Source organism: Isoptericola sp. NPDC056578 (genome assembly GCF_042793275.1).
Taxonomy (GTDB): domain Bacteria; phylum Actinomycetota; class Actinomycetes; order Actinomycetales; family Cellulomonadaceae; genus Isoptericola.
Window position 1 is genome coordinate 58738 of sequence record NZ_JBHTVC010000021.1, and the last position, 17002, is coordinate 75739.

Here is a 17002-nt window from a genome sequence, read left to right on the forward strand (position 1 = left end):
CATTGTGCCCGACTGAGGTATGCCTGCCCTAATTCGACCGGTCGTCCGCCGACCGGCACGCGGCGCAGGTGCCCCACAGCTCCACGGTGTGCTCGATGTCGGCGAAGCCGTGCGCGGCACCGACCGACGCGGACCACTGCTCGACCGTCGGGCCGTCGATCTCGACCGTGCTCCCGCAGGTCCGGCACACCAGGTGGTGATGGTGCTCTCGCCGGGCGCAGCGGCGGTAGAGGCTCTCGCCGTCCTCGCTGCGCAGCACGTCGACGTCGCCGCCGTCGGCCAGCGCCTGGAGCGTCCGGTACACGGTGGCGAGGCCGACCGCGTCCCCGCGGGAGCGCAGCAGCTCGTGCAGCTGCTGGGCGCTGCGGAACTCGTCGGTGTCGCCGAGGGCGTCCGCCACGGCCGCCCGTTGCCGCGTCATTCGCGGCGGTGCGGCGGTCCGGGCGGTGCGGGACGTGGTGTCGTTCACGGCGTGCACTCCTCCTGAGGTGCGCCCCGGCCGGCGCCGGCCGGGGAGACGGCGACGTCGTCGGGGATGTCGGGATGCGGGTCGCGGGGCGCGCGCCGGCGGGCGAGCAGCGGGTGCAGCGCGGCGACCACGGCGTAGACGGCGATCGCGAGGACCACGATGAGCGCGCCGGGCGAGACGTTGTGCCAGTAGGTGATGGACAGTCCCGTGACGCACACGGTGACGCCCACGATCGACGCGACGAGCATCGTGCGCCGGAACGACCGGGTGACGAGCTGGCCGATCGCCACCGGCACGATCATGAGCGCCGAGACGAGGAGCAGCCCGACGACACGCATCGCGACCGTCACCGTCAGCGCGGCGAGCACCGCCACGGCCATGTTCAGCGCCCAGACGGGCAGCCCCGAGGAGACGGCGAACTCCTCGTCGTGGCTCACGGAGAACAGCGCGGCGCGCAGCCCCAGGCCGATGAGCAGGATGAGGCCGCACAGGGCCACGGTGACCCAGACGTCGGAGAGCGTCACCGAGGAGATGGAGCCGAACAGGTAGGCCATGAGGCTGCCGGACGAGCCGCCGGCCAGCCCGATGAGCAGCACGCCGCCCGCGATGCCGCCGTAGAACAGGATGGCGAGCGCCAGGTCGCCCGACGTGCGGCCGCGGCGGCGCACGACCTCGATGAGGACCGAGCCGGCGACGGCGGCGACCACCGCGCCGGGGACGGCGAGGACGTCGTCGGGCACGAGGCCCATCGCCGCGCCCACGAGCCAGCCGAGCGCGACGCCGGTGAGCGCGACGTGCCCGATGCCGTCGCCCAGCAGGGCGAGGCGCTTCTGCACCAGGTACGTGCCGACGACGGGCGCGCTCAGGCCGACCAGCAGGGCGGCGACGAGCGCTCGCTGCATGAACGGGTCGGTGACCATCTCCCACAGGCCGCTCACGGTGCCACCTCGTCCTCGGTGTCGTCGGGTCGCTCGAACGGGCCCTCGGCGAGGCGCACGTCCTCGGGGCGCTGCACGGTGCGGGCGTGCGCGTGCGGGTGCACGTGCTCGTGGGCGTCGCCGCCGTGGCCCGGCTGCGGGGCGGGCGGGGCGCCGTCGTGCACCACGCGCCCGTGCCGCAGCACGACGCAGCGCTGCACCAGGGGCGCGAGCTCGCCGAGCTCGTGCAGCACGACCAGCACGGTCATGCCCTCGGCCACGAGCCGCGTCATGGTGGCGGCGAAGGCCTCCTGGCTGGGCCGGTCGACGCCGGCGACGGGCTCGTCCAGCACGAGCAGCTCGGGCCTGCGGACCAGGGCGCGGGCGATGAGCACGCGCTGCTGCTGGCCGCCGGAGAGCTGGTGCGTGGCGTAGCGGGCGCGGTCGGCGAGGCCGACCAGGTCGAGCGCCTCGCGCACGCGGGCGCGCCAGCCGCGCGGCAGCCGCAGGCGCCGGCCGTGCAGCAGGCCCGAGGCCACGACCTCGGCCGCCGTGGACGGGACGCCGGCGGCGGCGCTGACGCGCTGCGGGACGTAGCCGACGCGGGACCAGGGGACGGCGTTGCCGAGCGCGTGCCCGAACAGGTGCACGCTGCCCTCGGCAGCCGGCAGCACGCCGACGAGCGTGCGCACCAGGGTGGACTTGCCGGAGCCGTTGGCGCCCAGCAGCGCGACGACCTCGCCGCGGCGGACCGTGAGGTCCACCCCGCGCAGCACGGGGCTGGCGCCGAGGCGGACGTGCACGTCACGGGCCTCGATCGCCGGGACGGCGTCGTCCCGCGGCGGCGGGGGAGTCTCGGCCCCGCTCGGGGAGTCGGTGGCGAGCGTGGTCATGAGCACTGGAGCCCTTCGGTGAGCGCGGCCAGGTTGTCCTGCATGACCGAGACGTAGTCGTCCCCTGCCGCGGCCGCGTCCTTCGACAGGCCCTCGAGCGGGTCGAGGACGGCCGTCGTGACGCCGATGTCGTTCGCGAGGGTCTCGGCCACCTTCGGGCTGGTGAGCGTCTCGGTGAAGATGGTGCTGACGTCGTTCTCCTCGACGATCGCACCCACCTCGCGCAGCCGCGCGGGGGACGGCTCGGCCTCCGGGTCGAGGCCGACGATGCCCACCTGCTCCAGGTCGTAGCGCTCGGCGAGGTAGCCGAACGCCTCGTGCGACGTGACGAGCGTGCGCGACTCGCACTCCTCCAGGCCGGCGGAGAACTCGCCGTCCAGGTCCGTCAGCGCCTTCTCCAGGGTGCGGGCGTTCTCGGCGTACGTGGCCGCGTGCTCCGGGTCCGCCTCCCCGAGGGACGCGGCGACGGCATGGCCGACGTCGATCACGCGCGTCGGGTCGAGCCAGAAGTGCGGGTCCTTCGCGCCCTCGGCGTGGTCGTGGCCGTCGTCGGCGCCCTCGTCGGCGTGCTCGCCCGTGTCCTCGAGCGCGTCCGCCGTCGCGTCCTCGCCCGTCGGCGTGCCGGGGTGCTGCTCGAGCGTCACGACGTCGCTCGTGTCCACCACGTGCTCGGGCGACTGCGTCGCGACGGCCTCGTCGACGGCGGACTGGAAGCCGGAGGAGTACACGACGAGGTCCGCCGTGCCGATCTCGCGCACCTGCGCGGGGGAGAGCTCGAGGTCGTGCGGCTCCGCTGCCGGCGGCGTGAGGTTGGAGACCGTGACGAGGTCGCCGCCCACCTGCTCGGCGACGTACTGGAGCGGGTAGAAGGACGCGAGCACCTCGAGCGTGCCGTCGGCGGAGCCGTCGTCGGTGGAGCAGCCCGCGAGCACGGCGGGCAGGGCGAGGACGGGCAGGGCGGCGAGGGCCGCGCGTCGGCGAAGCATGAGAACGATTCTCAGATAATTGAGAACGGTTGTCAACACGGCCGTGCGCCCGCCGGCCCGGAGCCGATCTCACCCTCTCCGGCGCGTCACCGGCCACCGGGCGGGACGTCCCATCATCGGAGGGTGCGGCGCGGGAAGGAGGGCCGCCATGGCGCTGCAGTGGCGGGTGCGCCTGCTCGGGGCGGCGATCAACCGGGCGGTGGTCCCGTACGCCCGGATGTCGGACGCCACGCGGCACAGGCTGAACTCCCGGTCCGGACCCCGCTGGGTCGGCGAGGTCCTCAGCGGCCGCCCCGACCCCGCGGCGGGCGTGGGAGAGCTCGTCGTCCCGGGGCCGGCCGGCGGGATCCCCGCGCTGACCTACCGGCCCGCGGGGGTCGAGGGAAGCCTCCCACTGCTCGTCGTGCTGCACGGCGGCGGGTTCGTCTTCGGGCACCGGTCCATGACGGCCTGGCTGTCCAGCCACCTCGCGACGCGCGTCGGCGCCGTCGTCGTCGCGCCCGGGTACCGCCTGGCCCCGGAGTTCCCCGTCCCGGCGCCGGGCGAGGACTGCTACGCCGTCGCGGCCTGGGCGGCGGCGCACGCCGCCGAGCTCGGCGGGGACGGGGGCCGGCTCGCCGTCGTGGGGGAGAGCGCCGGGGCGACCCTCGCCGCGGTGGTGACGCTGCTGGCGCGCGAGCGCGGCGGCCCGCACCTCCGCGCCCAGGCCCTGGCGCAGGGCGCCTTCGACCTGCGCCCGGGGGCGCCGATGATGATCCCGCAGGCGGCCTGGCCCTTCGGGCGCACCGCCGACGCGCCGGACGCGGTCGCCGCCTACCTGGGCTCGGCGGGCGACCCGGGCGACCCGCTCGTGTCGCCGCAGCTCGCCGAGCACGCGGGGCTGCCCCCGGCGTTCGTGCTCACCGCCGACCATGACTACCTGCGCGAGGACGGGGAGCGCTACGGCGCGGCGCTGCGCGCGGCGGGCGTGCGCGTGGAGCACCTGCACCTCGTCGACAGCCCGCACGGCGTCTTCTCGTTCCCGGGCTGGTGCGCCGCCGCCGTGCCGGCGCTCGACCGCCTGGCGGCGTTCCTGCGGCGCGAGCTCGCGGTGCTCCCGTAGCCCCGGTCGCGAGGAGGACCCGATGCGGTTCGACGAGCTGGTGCTGGTCCGGCTGCTGCGCCCCGAGGGCTGGGCGCCGCTGCCCGAGGACGACGCGGTGGCGGTCCAGGACGCGCACCTGGCGGCCGTCGCCGACCTGCACGAGCGCGGCCTGCTGCTCGCGGCCGGCCCGGCGGAGGGGGCCGGCGAGCAGGTCCGGGGATTCGCCGTCATGACGTGCGGTCTCGAGGAGGCCCAGGAGCTGTGGGCCCAGGACCCCGCGGTGCTCGCGGGCCGGTTCGTGGCCGAATGCACGGCGTGGCTCATGCCGGCCGGGATGGTCGTCCCCGGACCGGGCGCCCCGCCGCGCTCGGTGGCCGAGGCCGAGGGGTGACGGGCCGGGTCGGGCCCGCCCGGGCCGGTGGACGGGCCCCGGTAGGCTGGGGGCACCGCAGCCGGTCGACGTCGGGCCCCGACGTGCCGACCGGGCGGCGTTCCCCGCACCGGCCCCACGAGCCACGTGGCGGCCCGACATCCAGGAGTGATCCGTGGCAGCACCGTCCCCGTCCGCCAAGCTCGACGCCGTCGTCTCCCTCGCCAAGCGGCGAGGTTTCGTGTTCCAGTCCGGCGAGATCTACGGCGGTACGCGCTCCGCGTGGGACTACGGGCCCCTCGGCGTGGAGCTGAAGGAGAACATCAAGCAGCAGTGGTGGCGCGCGATGACGCGTCGCGACGACGTCGTGGGTCTCGACTCCGCCGTCATCCTGCCCACGCCCGTGTGGCACGCGTCCGGCCACCTCGGCGCGTTCAACGACCCGCTGACCGAGTGCCTCTCGTGCCACAAGCGGTTCCGCGAGGACCACATGATCGAGGAGTTCGAGGAGAAGAAGGGCCGCGCCCCCGAGGGCGGCCTCGCCGAGATCGCCTGCCCCAACTGCGGCACCCGCGGGCAGTGGACCGAGCCCCGCGACTTCAACATGATGCTCAAGACGTACCTCGGCCCCGTCGAGGACGAGTCCGGCGTGCACTACCTGCGCCCCGAGACGGCGCAGGGCATCTTCGTGAACTTCTCCAACGTGGCCGCCGCGTCGCGCAAGAAGCCGCCGTTCGGCATCGCGCAGATCGGCAAGTCGTTCCGCAACGAGATCACGCCGGGCAACTTCATCTTCCGCACGCGGGAGTTCGAGCAGATGGAGATGGAGTTCTTCGTCGCGCCGGGCACGGACGCCGAGTGGCACCAGTACTGGATCGACACCCGGATGTCCTGGTACACGGACCTCGGCATCGACCCCGAGAACCTGCGCCTGTACGAGCACCCGGCCGAGAAGCTCTCGCACTACTCCACCCGCACGGTGGACATCGAGTACCGCTTCGGCTTCACCGGCAGCGAGTGGGGCGAGCTCGAGGGCATCGCGAACCGCACCGACTTCGACCTCAAGACCCACTCGGAGCACTCCGGCAAGGACCTGTCGTACTTCGACCAGACGACGAACGAGCGCTGGCTGCCGTACGTCATCGAGCCGGCGGCGGGCCTGACCCGCTCGCTCATGGCGTTCCTCGTCGAGGCGTACGCCGAGGACGAGGCGCCCAACACCAAGGGCGGCGTCGACAAGCGCACGGTGCTGCGCCTCGACCCGCGCCTCGCGCCGGTCAAGGCCGCCGTCCTCCCGCTGTCGCGCAACGAGGCCCTGTCGCCCAAGGCGCGCGACCTCGCCGCGGAGCTGCGTCGGAGCTGGAACGTCGACTTCGACGACGCCGGCGCCATCGGTCGGCGCTACCGCCGTCAGGACGAGATCGGCACGCCGTTCTGCGTCACGGTCGACTTCGACACCCTGGACGACGACGCCGTGACCATCCGCCACCGCGACACCATGGCGCAGGAGCGCGTGGCGCTCCCCAAGGTCACCGCCTACCTCGCGGAGCACCTCGCCGCCTTCTGACCGGAGCCCGCCTTCAAGGCGGAAGGGGCTCGGATCCGCCGCAGCGGACCCGAGCCCCTTCGTGCGTCCCCCTGACGCTGCTCGCTCAGGTGCGGCTTCGCCGGACCAGTCCGAGCACGAGGCTCGCGACCAGGACGATGACGCCGAGCCAGATCAGGAACTGGCCGATGCTCGTCGCGACCCCGAGGATCACGAGGACGACGCCGACCAGAACGAGGATGAGCCATGCGGGCATGGGGACCTCCAGTCTCTTCGCGCCACCCGTGCGGCGACGCGATCGCGACGATGTTGGCACGCATTCCCGATACACGCGCGTTGTCGGCTTCGCCCGTGATGCCCCTCACAACCCGGTCGTGAACCGCCCTGTCCCGTGCACCACGGCCTCGATGGTGCGGGCCACCTCCTCGACCGCGGGACGGCGGGGCGCCGTCGACGGCTCGAGCAGCACGATCTCGCGCTCCACGAGGTCGAACAGGGTGGTGGTGCGCAGGTCGTGCGCAGGGCGCAGCGTGAGCATGATCGGCGTGGCCAGCGTCACGCCGAGCCCCTGCGCCACCAGGGCGAGCGTCGTGGAGGTGTCGTTCACCTCGTGCGCGGCGCGGGGCTCGAAGCCCGCGGCACGGCAGGCGCCCCGCACCGCCGCGCCGTAGTGCGTCGGCAACGGGGGCAGGATCCAGGGCATCTCGGCGAGGTCGGCGAGGTGGAGGCGTGCGGGCAGGTCCGAGGTGGGCGTGGAGACCAGCTCGAACCGCTCGGTCCGCAGGGGGCGCAGGGCCGTGCCGGGGAGCCGGGGGATGGGCGCGCCCGGATAGTCGAGCCCGAGCCCGAGGTCGACGTCGCCGCGTCGGACCGCGCCCGCCACGTCGTCGACCGTGAGCTCGATCCCGACCAGGGTGATGCGCGGGTGCGACGCCGCCAGGCGCGCGACGAGCTGGGGCAGCAGGCTGGCGGCGACCGTCGCGAAGGCGCCGACGCGCACCGTGCCCGACGCGTCGCCGCTCGCCGCGCGGGCCGAGTCGAGCGCGTCGCGCTGGGCCGCGAGGAGCGGCTCGGCCCGTTCCGCGAGCGCGAGACCGGCCTCGGTGAGCGCGACCCCCCGTCCGTGCGGCCGGACCACCTCCGTGCCCACCGCCCGGGCGAGCGCCGCGAGCTGGTGCGAGACGGCGCCCGTCGTGTAGCCCAGGGCCGCGGCGGCGGCGGTCATCGTGCGGTGGTCGGCGAGCGCGCGCAGGGCGCGCAGCCCCGACCAGGGGAGGTCGCGTCCCGGCGGTTCGGCCGCACCGGTGTCCATCTCGCCAGGCTACAACCGTGCAGAGTCCCTGCACGGTTACGGCGACGAACCTTCGATGGTGCTGGACGCTCGTCCCGGTCCACGATGGGCGCACGAGCAGGTCGACGAGGAGGTCGGGTGGAGCGGTCCCAGGCGGTGCCGTCGCGGGCGGACGTGGTCGTCGTCGGCGGCGGGGTGATGGGGGCGTCCGTGGCCTTCCACCTCGCGGAGGCGGGGGCGGCCGTGGTGCTGCTCGAGGCCGGCGAGCTCGGCCGCGGGAGCTCCGGCAAGCCGATCGGGGGCGTGCGCGCGCAGTTCTCCGACCCGGCGAACGTCGCGCTCGGCCACCGCAGCCTCGAGCTGTTCGAGGACTTCCGGTCCCGCCCTGGTGCCGACGTCGGGCTGCGCCAGACCGGCTACCTCTTCGCGCTGCCCACCGACGACGACGTCGCCCTGTTCGGACGGTCCGTCGCGATGCAGCGCGACCTCGGCGTCGACAGCCGCCTGCTCACCGTCGCCGAGGCCCGCCGCCTCAACCCGTACCTGTCCGCGACGGCCTACGCGGGCGCGGCCTATGCACCCCGGGACGGCTGGGCGCACCCGGCGGCGGTCGTGGCGGGGTACGCGGACGGCGCGCGCCGGCACGGCGCGAGCGTCGTGACGGGCGCGCCGGTGACCGCCGTCGACACCGAGGCGGACGGCCGGCTCACCGTGGTGACGCCGCGCGGGGCCGTCACCGCGCCCGCCGTCGTCGTGTGCGCCGGGGCCTGGTCCCGCGACGTCGGCGCGATCGCCGACGTCGACCTGCCCGTGGACCCGGTGCGGCGCCAGATCGTGTTCACGGGACCGCTCGACCCCGCGCCGCCGACCCTGCCGTTCACCATCGACTTCGGCACCACGTTCTACCTGCACAACGCGGACGCCCGCGGCACCCTGCTGCTGGGCGCCTCGGAGCCGGACACCCCGGTCGGCTTCGACACCGCCTACGACCCGGGGTGGGAGCCGTGGCTGCGCGAGCTGGTCGCGCGGGCCACCCCGGCGCTCGCCGATGCCCCGCTGACGGGGGGCTGGGCCGGGCTCTACGAGCTCACGCCGGACCACGACGCGCTGATCGGCGAGGCGCCGGCCGGCCCCGGCGGGGCGCGCGTGCTGTACGCCTGCGGGTTCTCCGGGCACGGCTTCCTGCAGGCGCCCGCCGTGGGGGAGGCCGTGGCCGACCTGTACCTCGGGCGGGCGGGGACGCCCGCGGCACGCGGTGTCGACGTGTCCGCGTTCGACGCCGGGCGGTTCGGGGCGCGACGGTCGCGCACCGAGGCGAACATCATCTGAGAGAGGACGCACGCACCGTGACGACCGACTTCTTCGCACCGTGGCAGCTCCGGGCCGCGTTCGCGCGCTCGCTGTCCGACATGTACGGGCGGGAGGTGCCCGCCTACACGACGCTGCTCGAGGTGTCCCACGACGTCAACGCCGACGTCGTGCGCGCCCGTGGCGCCGACGCGGAGCGGCTGGGCTCCATCGACCGGGTCACGGCCGAGCGCCACGGGGCGATCCGCGTGGGCACGCCCGCGGAGCTGCAGCAGGTCGCGCGGATCTTCGGCGCGATGGGGATGCACCCCGTGGGCTTCTACGACCTGCGCGACGCGTCGTCGTCCTCCGTGCCCGTCATCTCGACGGCCTTCCGACCGACCGACCGCGCCGAGCTGGCGCGCAACCCGTTCCGCGTCTTCACGTCCATGCTCGTGCCGTCCGACCGGCGGTTCTTCAGCGCCGACCTGCAGGAGCGCCTCGAGACGTTCCTGACGAGGCGGACGCTGTTCGGGCCCGAGCTGCTGGCGCTCGCGGACCGCGCGGAGGCGGACGGCGGCCTGGGCGCCGGCGACGCCGCGGAGTTCCTGCGCCGCGCGACCGCCGCGTTCGAGCTGGGGCGCGAGCCCGTCGACCAGGCCTGGTACCGGGAGCTGGAGGCCGTCTCGGCGGTGGCGGCCGACATCGGCGGCGTGCCGTCCACGCACATCAACCACCTCACCCCGCGCGTGCTCGACATCGACGACCTGTACGCCCGCATGGAGGCGCGCGGCATCACGATGATCGACGCCATCCAGGGCCCGCCGCTGTGGGAGGGGCCGGACGTGCTGCTGCGGCAGACGTCGTTCCGCGCGCTCGCGGAGCCGCGCACGTTCCGCACGCCGGACGGCGAGGTCGTGCAGGACTCCCTGCGCGTGCGGTTCGGCGAGGTCGAGGCGCGCGGGATCGCGCTGACCCGCGAGGGGCGCGCGCGGTACGACGCCGCCGTCGTCGAGGGCGCGACGCCCGAGGTGTGGCGCCGCACCTTCCCCGACAGCGAGGCCGGGCTGGTCGAGCAGGGCCTCGGCTGGTTCACCTACGAGGTGTCCGACGACGGCGCCGGGCCCGCCGGGGTGCGTCGCGAGCCGATCGTCTACGAGGACTTCCTGCCCCGCTCCGCCGCCGGCATCTTCCAGTCGAACCTCACGGAGGAGGGCTCCAAGGACGCCAGCCAGGCGGGCGAGGAGCGCGACGCCGACTGGATGGCCGGCGCCGTCGGGCGCGAGCTGTTCGACCCCTTCGACCTCTACGCGGCGCAGGTGGCGGCCTCGCTCACCTCCGCCGCGCAGCGCCTCGGCGTCGCGCCGGAGACCCTGGCCGCGACGCCCGCCGTCCCCACCACCACGAGCACGGGAGCCGACGCATGACCACCATCGACACCACCACCCCCGCCACGGGCACCCTGGGCGCCGAGCTGCGCGACGCCGCGCTGGCGGCCCTGGCCCGGATCGGGGCCGACGTCCCCGCCGCCCCCGCGGAGGGCGGGTTGGCCGTCGTCTCGCCGCTGGCGGGCCAGGCCCTGCTCACGCTCCCCGAGGCGGGCGCGGCCGACGTCGACGCCGCCGTCACCGCCGCGACGGAGGCCTTCCGCACCTGGCGCTCGGTGCCCGGGCCGGTGCGCGGCGGCGTCGTGCGCCGCCTCGGCGAGCTGCTCACCGAGCACAAGGCCGACCTGGCCGAGCTGGTGACCATCGAGGCGGGCAAGATCACCTCCGAGGCGCTCGGCGAGGTGCAGGAGATGATCGACGTCTGCGACTACGCGGTCGGCCTGTCGCGGTCGCTCGGCGGCCGCACGATGCCGTCGGAGCGCCCCGGGCACCGGCTCATGGAGCAGTGGCACCCCCTCGGCGTCGTCGGCGTGGTGAGCGCGTTCAACTTCCCCGTGGCGGTGTGGTCCTGGAACACCGCCGTCGCGCTGGTCTGCGGCGACACGGTCGTGTGGAAGCCGAGCGAGAAGACGCCCCTGAGCGCGCTCGCGTCGAACGCGCTGCTGCGGCGGGCGCTCGCGGAGGCGGGGTTCCCCGAGGCCGTGAGCCAGGTCGTGCTCGGCGCCCGCGAGGCGGGGGAGGCGCTCGTCGCGGACCGCCGGGTCGCGCTGCTGTCGGCCACCGGCTCGGAGCGCATGGGCCAGCAGGTGGCGCCCGTCGTCGCCGGCCGCGGCGGCCGGTACCTGCTGGAGCTCGGCGGCAACAACGCGGCCGTCGTCGCGCCGTCCGCCGACCTCGACCTCGCCGTGCGCGGCATCGTCTTCGCCGCCGCGGGCACGGCGGGCCAGCGGTGCACCAGCCTGCGCCGCCTCGTCGTGCACTCGTCCGTGGTGGACGATCTCGTCGGGCGCCTCGAGACCGTCTACGCCGGGCTCCCGGTCGGCGACCCGCGCGCCGACGGCACGCTCGTCGGGCCTCTCACCGACGCCGGGGCGCGCGAGCGGATGCTCGCCGCGCTCGACGAGGCGCGCGCCGACGGCGGCACGGTCGTCGTGGGGGGCGAGGCGGTGGACGTGGACGGCGCGCCCGGCGCGGCCTACGTCTCGCCCGCGCTGGTGCGGATGCCGGGGCAGACGGACGTCGTGCGCCGGGAGACGTTCGCGCCGATCCTCTACGTGCTCACCTACGACACGCTCGACGAGGCCATCGCGCTGCACAACGACGTCCCGCAGGGGCTGAGCAGCGCCATCTTCACGCTCGACGTGCGGGAGGCCGAGACGTTCCTGTCGGAGGTGGGCTCCGACTGCGGCATCGTCAACGTCAACATCGGCACGTCCGGGGCGGAGATCGGCGGCGCGTTCGGCGGCGAGAAGTCCACCGGCGGCGGCCGCGAGTCCGGCTCCGACTCGTGGAAGCAGTACATGCGCCGCGTCACCAACACCGTGAACTACTCGACCGAGCTGCCCCTCGCGCAGGGCGTGAACTTCGGCTGACGGCTCCCGTCGCGGCGTGGCCATGACAGTTGTCATGGCCACGTCGTGACAGGCGACCCTGCAGGTCAGCGCGCAGGGCGACGACGATCGAGGCATGACCTCGACGAGCACCACCACATCGTCCGCACCGCCGGCGCTGAGCCTGCGCGGGCTGCGCAAGGAGTTCGCGTCGCCGTCCGGACCCGTCCGCGCGGTCGACGGCATCGACCTGGAGGTCGCCCCCGGCGAGGTGGTGGCCTTCCTCGGCCCCAACGGCGCCGGCAAGACCAGCACGATCGACATGGTGCTCGGCCTGAGCGCCCCCAGCGCCGGCACCGTGCAGGTGTTCGGCGCCGACCCCGCGGACGCGATCGCCGCCGGCCGCGTGGCCGCCGTCATGCAGACGGGCGGCCTGCTGCGCGACATCACGGTGGCCGAGACGGTCGCGCTCACCGCGGCGCTCTTCGGCCGCACCGGCTCCCCGGCGCCCTACCTGGAGCGGGCCGGCATCGCCGACCTCGCCGACCGCCTGGTGGGCACGTGCTCCGGGGGGCAGCAGCAGCGCCTGCGCTTCGCGATGGCGCTGGTCAGCGAGCCGGACCTGCTCCTCCTCGACGAGCCCACCACCGGCATGGACGTCGAGGGCCGCCGCGAGTTCTGGGCAGCGATCCGCGCCGACGCCGCCGCCGGGCGCACCGTCGTCTTCGCCACGCACTACCTGGAGGAGGCCGACACGTACGCCGACCGCGTCGTGCTGGTCAGCCGCGGACGGGTCGTCGCCGACGGTTCGACCGCCGAGGTGAGGAGCCTCGCGTCCGGCCGCACGGTGAGCGCCCGCATCGACGACGACGGCGAGCGTGCCGCCGTCGCCGCCCGGCTGCGCGACCTGCCCGTCGTCGACGCCATCGACCACCGCGGGACGCGGCTCGTCGTGCGCACCCCCGACTCCGACGTCGTCGCCCGCTTCCTGCTCACGCAGACCGCGGCGCGCGACCTCGAGGTCGCCTCCGAGAACCTCGAGGACGCGTTCGTCGCCCTCACCACCACCGCGGCCCCCGGCGCCGCGCCGAGCACGGACGGAGCCACCCGATGAGCGCCACGACCTTCACCCCCGGCACGACGACGCCGGCCCCGGCCGCCCGCACGGCCCGGCCCGCCGTCCGGCCCCTCACGGCCGCGCGCGCCTACCTCGCCGTCGAGCTGCGCCGCGCGCTGCGCAACCGGCGCACCCTGATCTTCTCGATGGTGATGCCGCCGGCCCTCTTCCTCATCTTCGGCCTGCAGGGCGACGACGTGAGCCAGAGCACGGGCCACGGGAACGTCGCCGGGTGGATCGCCGTCTCGATGGCGCTGTACGGGGCGATGGTCACCGCCACCGCCGGCGGCGCCGGCGTGTCCGTGGAGCGTGCCCAGGGGTGGACGCGGCAGCTGCGCCTCACGCCGTTGCGCCCCGCCGTCTACGTGGGGGTGAAGCTCGCCGGAGCCATGGTCCTCGGCGCGGGCTCCGTCGTGGTCACCCTCGCGGTGGCGGCGGTCGCCGGGGCCCGGATGTCGGCGGGGGCCTGGGTGCTGTGCGCCCTGCTGGCCTGGGTGGGCTCCCTCGTCTTCGCCGCGTTCGGCCTGTTCATGGGCTACCTGCTGCCGGCGGAGAACGTCATGCAGATCCTCGGGCCCGTGCTGGCGCTGCTGTCCTTCGCCGGCGGGCTGTTCATGCCGCTCGGCGACGGCTGGTGGGCCACGGTGGCGCAGCTCTTCCCGACGTACGGCCTGGCCGAGCTCGTGCACGCCCCGCTCGGCGGCGACCTCGGCGTCGCCGCGGTCGTGAACGTGCTGGCCTGGGCCGCCGTCTTCGCGGCGGGCGCCGCCTGGCGGTTCCGCAAGGACACGGCGCGGGTGTGAGCGGCTGTGCCGACCCTCCGGCCCGCATCCTGCGCGGGCGTGGCACGGTGGGGGGCGTGACCTCGACGTCCCCCGCCGCGCCGTCCGCCGAGCCCGCGGGCGGCGCCGCGTTCGACCCCGCCCAGGGCGGCGCTCCCGGCGGGCCGCCCTGGGCGCGGCGGCGCGTCGGGCTGCTCGTCTCGGTCGTCTGGGTCGTCTTTCTCGCGGAGCCGTTCAGGGCGTCGCTCGACGCCGAGACCGTCGCGCTGCGTGTCGTCGGCGTGCTCGGCGTGCTCGGCGTGGGCGCCATCTTCGCCGGTACGGTGCTGACCCTGCAGCGCCGGGGTCGCGTGCCGCGCCGGGCCGCCGTCGTGCTGATCGTGGTCCAGGCCGGGTGCGTCGCCCTGTCGTGCCTCGCCGCGCAGGAGCACGGCCTGGTGGGTCTCGTCTTCGTGTGCGTCACGGCGATCTACTCCCTCGGCGGCCGTGCCGCGCTGTGGGTCGTCGTGACGAGCATCGTCGTGATGCTCGTGCTGCCCCGCGCGCTGCCGGGCTGGGCGACGGAGGACGGCAACGCGCTGGCGGTCGTCCTGGCCAGCGCCGCTGTCTACGGGTTCATGCAGGTGATCGACCGCAACCGGCGCCTGATCGCCGCACGGCAGGAGCTCGCCGACCTCGCCGTCGCCCGCGAGCGGGAGCGGATCGCCCGCGACATGCACGACGTGCTCGGCCACTCGCTCACCGTCATCTCCGTCAAGGCGGAGCTCGCCGCGAAGCTGCTGCGTGCCGGCGCGCCCGACCGGCCCGACGCCGCGCCCGAGGCCCGTGCCGCGCACGAGGTCGCGGACATCCAGGACCTGGCGCGCGGCGCGCTCGCCGACGTGCGCGGCATGGTCGCCGGGTCACGACGCGTGACCCTCGCCGGCGAGCTGGCCGCCACCCGGTCCGCGCTCGACGCGGCCGGCGTCGCGGCGGACCTCCCCGGCGCCGTCGACGTCGTCCCCGCCGACCGGCGTGAGCTGTTCGCGTGGGTGCTGCGCGAGGGCACCACCAACGTGCTGCGGCACGCAGGCGCGTCGCGCGTGGTCGTGACCGTCACCGCCGACTCGCTCGTGGTGGAGGACGACGGCCGCGGCCGGCCGGCGACACGGGAGGGGACACGGGAGGGGACACGGGAGGGGACACGGGACGGGGGCGGCGGGCACGGGCTGACCGGACTGACCGCGCGCGCCCGGCAGGCCGGCGCGGTGCTGGAGACGGGCCCGGGCACGCTCGGCGGCTTCCATCTCGCCGTGACGGTACGCGACGGCGCCCCGGCGGGTGCCAGGATCGACCCGTGATCCGACTGCTGCTCGCCGACGACCAGGCCCTCGTCCGCGGCGCGCTCGCCGCCCTCCTCGACCTCGAGCCCGACCTCGAGGTCGTGGCCCAGGTGGGGCGCGGCGACGAGGTGCTCGACGCGGCCCGTGAGCACGCCGTCGACGTCGCCCTGCTCGACGTCGAGATGCCCGGCCTCGACGGCATCGCGGCCGCCGCCGTGCTGCGCCGCGAGCTGCCGTCGTGCCGCTCGCTCGTCGTGACCACGTTCGGCCGTCCCGGCTACCTCCGCCGCGCGCTCGACGCCGGGGCGAGCGGGTTCGTCGTCAAGGACACGCCCGCCGAGCAGCTCGCCGACGCCGTCCGCCGCGTCCACGCCGGGCTGCGCGCGGTCGACCCGGACCTCGCCGTCGCGTCCCTGGCCGTCGGGGCGAGCCCCCTCACCGAGCGCGAGCGGCACGTGCTGGCGCTCGCGGCCGACGGCGGCACGGTCGCGCAGGCGGCGGCGGAGGCGTTCCTCTCCGAGGGCACCGTGCGCAACTACCTGTCGGCGGCCATCGGCAAGACGGGCGCCCGGACGCGTGCCGAGGCCGTGCGGATCGCGCAGGACAACGGCTGGCTCTGAGCCGCCGCCGCGACCGGGACGGGCGGCGTGACGAACCTGACCGCGCCGGCACGGCGGGGTTTGCGACAATGGGAACGTGACTTCCACCCTCGATCCCGTCAGCACGCCTGCGTCCGGAGAGCTCGGCGCGGCTGTGCCCGCCGCCGAGCGCGTCCTGCCGCCGCTGCAGATCGGGCCGATCACCGTGGACACCCCGGTGGTGCTGGCGCCGATGGCCGGCGTCACCAACCGGGCCTTCCGCACGCTGTGCCGGGAGGCCGGCGCGTCGCAGGGCTACGACCCCGGGCTGTACGTGGCGGAGATGGTGACCAGCCGCGCGCTGGTGGAGCGGAACGTCGAGTCGCTGCGGATCGTCACGTTCGGCGACGACGAGACGCCCCGCTCCGCCCAGGTGTACGGCGTGGACCCCGCCACGGTCGGTGCCGCGGTGAAGATCATCGCGGGCGAGGACCGGGCCGACCACGTCGACCTCAACTTCGGCTGCCCCGTGCCCAAGGTGACGCGCAAGGGCGGCGGCTCCGCGCTCCCGTGGAAGCGGCAGCTCTTCACCGACATCGTGCGGGCGGCCGTCGAGGCGGCCGAGCCGCACGGCGTCCCCGTCACCGTGAAGATGCGCAAGGGCATCGACGACGACCACCTCACCTACCTCGAGGCCGGCCGCATCGCCGAGTCGCTCGGCGTCGCCGCGGTGGCGCTGCACGCGCGCACCGCCGCCGAGTACTACTCGGGCACCGCCGACTGGACCGCGATCGCGCGGCTCAAGGAGGAGGTGCGCAGCGTCCCCGTGCTCGGCAACGGCGACATCTGGTCCGCCGAGGACGCGCTGCGGATGGTGCGCGAGACGGGGGCGGACGGCGTCGTCGTCGGGCGCGGGTGCCAGGGCCGCCCGTGGCTCTTCGCCGACCTCGCTGCCGCGTTCCACGGCACGACGACGCGCGTGCGACCCGGCCTGCGCGAGGTCGCCGACGCGATCTTCCGCCACGGCGAGCTGATGATCGCCTACTTCGACGGCGACGAGGGCAAGGGCATGCGCGACCTGCGCAAGCACATGGCCTGGTACCTCAAGGGCTACGTCGTCGGGGGAGAGGCGCGGCACGAGCTCGCGATGGTCTCCACGCTGGCGGAGCTGCGCGAGCGGCTCGACGCCCTCGACCTGGAGCAGGGCTACCCGGGCGAGGACGCCGAGGGTCCGCGCGGCCGCGCCGGCTCACCGAAGCAGCCGCACCTGCCGTACGGCTGGCTCGACTCCCGCGACCTCGACGCGGAGTTCGAGGCGAAGCTGCGCGAGGCCGAGCTCAGCGTCAGCGGCGGCTGACCGCTCCGGTCGCGAGGTAGCACGAGAACTGCCGAGGTAGTTCGAGTTCTCGCGAGGTAGTGCAC

The 17002-nt window shown here is 75.1% G+C and carries 17 protein-coding genes; 11 read left to right on the forward strand and 6 right to left on the reverse strand.

From position 1 onward, the window contains the following. Nucleotides 1-28: 28 nt before the first annotated feature. Genes ACFQ80_RS10560 through ACFQ80_RS10575 form a run of 4 tightly spaced genes read right to left on the reverse strand, consistent with a single transcriptional unit; the run spans nt 29 to nt 3265 of the window. Nucleotides 29-421 carry a Fur family transcriptional regulator gene (locus ACFQ80_RS10560; protein ID WP_430550378.1) on the reverse strand — a complete coding sequence of 131 codons (393 nt, stop codon included), beginning with the start codon at nt 419-421 and terminating at the stop codon, nt 29-31. Nucleotides 422-465: 44 nt separating this feature from the next. Continuing rightward, nucleotides 466-1389, reverse strand: a complete 924-nt coding sequence (locus ACFQ80_RS10565) for a metal ABC transporter permease (RefSeq protein WP_430563628.1) — start codon at nt 1387-1389, stop codon at nt 466-468. Nucleotides 1390-1403: 14 nt separating this feature from the next. After that, nucleotides 1404-2279 carry a metal ABC transporter ATP-binding protein gene (locus ACFQ80_RS10570; protein ID WP_430563618.1) on the reverse strand — a complete coding sequence of 292 codons (876 nt, stop codon included), beginning with the start codon at nt 2277-2279 and terminating at the stop codon, nt 1404-1406. Further along, nucleotides 2276-3265: a metal ABC transporter solute-binding protein, Zn/Mn family gene (locus tag ACFQ80_RS10575; RefSeq protein ID WP_430563619.1), complete on the reverse strand. Its 990-nt coding sequence runs from the start codon at nt 3263-3265 to the stop codon at nt 2276-2278. The genes ACFQ80_RS10570 and ACFQ80_RS10575 overlap by 4 nt, the downstream gene beginning before the upstream one ends. 148 nt (nt 3266-3413) lie before the next feature. On the opposite strand from ACFQ80_RS10575, the gene ACFQ80_RS10580 reads away from it, so the two are divergent. The 3 genes from ACFQ80_RS10580 to ACFQ80_RS10590 all read left to right on the forward strand — a co-directional run bounded on the left by ACFQ80_RS10580 (nt 3414) and on the right by ACFQ80_RS10590 (nt 6286). Continuing rightward, nucleotides 3414-4367 carry an alpha/beta hydrolase gene (locus ACFQ80_RS10580; RefSeq protein ID WP_430550061.1) on the forward strand — a complete coding sequence of 318 codons (954 nt, stop codon included), beginning with the start codon at nt 3414-3416 and terminating at the stop codon, nt 4365-4367. A gap of 22 nt (nt 4368-4389) precedes the next feature. Beyond that, on the forward strand, nt 4390-4740 hold the full coding sequence (locus ACFQ80_RS10585; RefSeq protein ID WP_430563620.1) for a YciI family protein: 351 nt from the start codon (nt 4390-4392) through the stop codon (nt 4738-4740). A gap of 154 nt (nt 4741-4894) precedes the next feature. After that, nucleotides 4895-6286, forward strand: a complete 1392-nt coding sequence (locus ACFQ80_RS10590) for a glycine--tRNA ligase (RefSeq protein WP_430550059.1) — start codon at nt 4895-4897, stop codon at nt 6284-6286. 85 nt (nt 6287-6371) lie between these two features. On the opposite strand, the gene ACFQ80_RS10595 is transcribed toward ACFQ80_RS10590, so the two are convergent. Both ACFQ80_RS10595 and ACFQ80_RS10600 read right to left on the reverse strand, forming a co-directional pair. Next, nucleotides 6372-6521 (reverse strand): hypothetical protein, encoded by a 150-nt coding sequence (locus tag ACFQ80_RS10595; protein ID WP_429764160.1) that lies wholly within the window; start codon nt 6519-6521, stop codon nt 6372-6374. 105 nt (nt 6522-6626) lie between these two features. After that, nucleotides 6627-7577 carry a LysR substrate-binding domain-containing protein gene (locus ACFQ80_RS10600; RefSeq protein ID WP_430563621.1) on the reverse strand — a complete coding sequence of 317 codons (951 nt, stop codon included), beginning with the start codon at nt 7575-7577 and terminating at the stop codon, nt 6627-6629. A gap of 117 nt (nt 7578-7694) precedes the next feature. Here ACFQ80_RS10600 and ACFQ80_RS10605 point away from each other — a divergent pair, with 117 nt between their 5' ends. The 8 genes from ACFQ80_RS10605 (at nt 7695) to dusB (ending at nt 16937) form a co-directional block, all read left to right on the forward strand. Then, nucleotides 7695-8885 carry an NAD(P)/FAD-dependent oxidoreductase gene (locus ACFQ80_RS10605; RefSeq protein ID WP_430563622.1) on the forward strand — a complete coding sequence of 397 codons (1191 nt, stop codon included), beginning with the start codon at nt 7695-7697 and terminating at the stop codon, nt 8883-8885. A gap of 17 nt (nt 8886-8902) precedes the next feature. After that, nucleotides 8903-10270, forward strand: a complete 1368-nt coding sequence (locus tag ACFQ80_RS10610; RefSeq protein ID WP_430563623.1) for a 2-oxoadipate dioxygenase/decarboxylase family protein — start codon at nt 8903-8905, stop codon at nt 10268-10270. Next, entirely contained in the window at nt 10267-11823 is a 1557-nt protein-coding gene (locus tag ACFQ80_RS10615; protein WP_430550055.1) for an aldehyde dehydrogenase family protein, read from the forward strand. Before ACFQ80_RS10610 ends, ACFQ80_RS10615 begins: the two co-directional genes overlap by 4 nt. Before the next feature lie 94 nt (nt 11824-11917). Further along, entirely contained in the window at nt 11918-12895 is a 978-nt protein-coding gene (locus ACFQ80_RS10620; RefSeq protein ID WP_430563624.1) for an ABC transporter ATP-binding protein, read from the forward strand. After that, entirely contained in the window at nt 12892-13701 is an 810-nt protein-coding gene (locus tag ACFQ80_RS10625) for an ABC transporter permease (RefSeq protein ID WP_430563625.1), read from the forward strand. Before ACFQ80_RS10620 ends, ACFQ80_RS10625 begins: the two co-directional genes overlap by 4 nt. Nucleotides 13702-13757: 56 nt before the next feature. Continuing rightward, nucleotides 13758-15020, forward strand: coding sequence for a sensor histidine kinase (locus ACFQ80_RS10630; RefSeq protein WP_430563626.1), 1263 nt, complete (start codon nt 13758-13760; stop codon nt 15018-15020). Beyond that, nucleotides 15017-15622, forward strand: coding sequence for a response regulator transcription factor (locus tag ACFQ80_RS10635; RefSeq protein WP_430563627.1), 606 nt, complete (start codon nt 15017-15019; stop codon nt 15620-15622). The genes ACFQ80_RS10630 and ACFQ80_RS10635 overlap by 4 nt, the downstream gene beginning before the upstream one ends. Nucleotides 15623-15698: 76 nt before the next feature. Beyond that, nucleotides 15699-16937: a tRNA dihydrouridine synthase DusB gene (dusB, locus tag ACFQ80_RS10640; protein WP_430550050.1), complete on the forward strand. Its 1239-nt coding sequence runs from the start codon at nt 15699-15701 to the stop codon at nt 16935-16937. Nucleotides 16938-17002: the final 65 nt, after the last annotated feature.